Origin of the sequence: Tsukamurella sputi, assembly GCF_007858445.1 — a bacterium.
Lineage (GTDB): Bacteria > Actinomycetota > Actinomycetes > Mycobacteriales > Mycobacteriaceae > Tsukamurella > Tsukamurella sputi.
Genome location: NZ_VIGV01000156.1, coordinates 1 through 562 on the forward strand (window position 1 = coordinate 1; position 562 = coordinate 562).

Annotated in this window: 1 protein-coding gene; it reads right to left on the reverse strand. The window is 32.0% G+C overall.

The genetic code is table 11. From position 1 onward, the window contains the following. Positions 1 to 418: 418 nt before the first annotated feature. Complete coding sequence (locus FK268_RS26115) at positions 419 to 556, reverse strand: IMP dehydrogenase (protein ID WP_497997384.1); 138 nt, start codon at positions 554 to 556, stop codon at positions 419 to 421. Between the last annotated feature and the right edge of the window lie 6 nt (positions 557 to 562).

Here is a 562-nt window from a genome sequence, read left to right on the forward strand (position 1 = left end):
GTCCAGATTTATCTAAGCTTACCTAAAATTATCTCCATATACTCAATCGCATCTAAATTTAAAGTAAGTCTTAAAATAAGTCTTAAAATAAGTCTTAAAACGGAAAACTGCTATTTTGATACTGATGCATCTTCTATTTCTACATCTTTTTTAAAACTAGAAAATCTCGAGGATCTCTCCCCGAGATTTTTAGCGCAAAATAGCAAACTAGTCAATGCCTCTATTATCCACTATTTTAGAGAAATTACCCAACTAAAATAGTCACTAATTGAACAATCATTTCAATAACTTTTCAATAATTTCTCAATAATTAAAACTCTCAACCATGTTCAATAGATCTCAATAGCCTTCAATAGCGAATATAGAGAACATCTATAATCTTTAATTACGCATAAACATAAGCATAAATATATTAATATTAGCGAGAATAGTTTGGCGCTTCTTTTGTGATCGTTACGTCATGAACGTGAGACTCATTCATCCCGGCGCTAGTAATCTCTACAAAGCGTGGTTTATTATTCATCTCTTCGATCGTTGCACAACCAACATATCCCATTCCTGC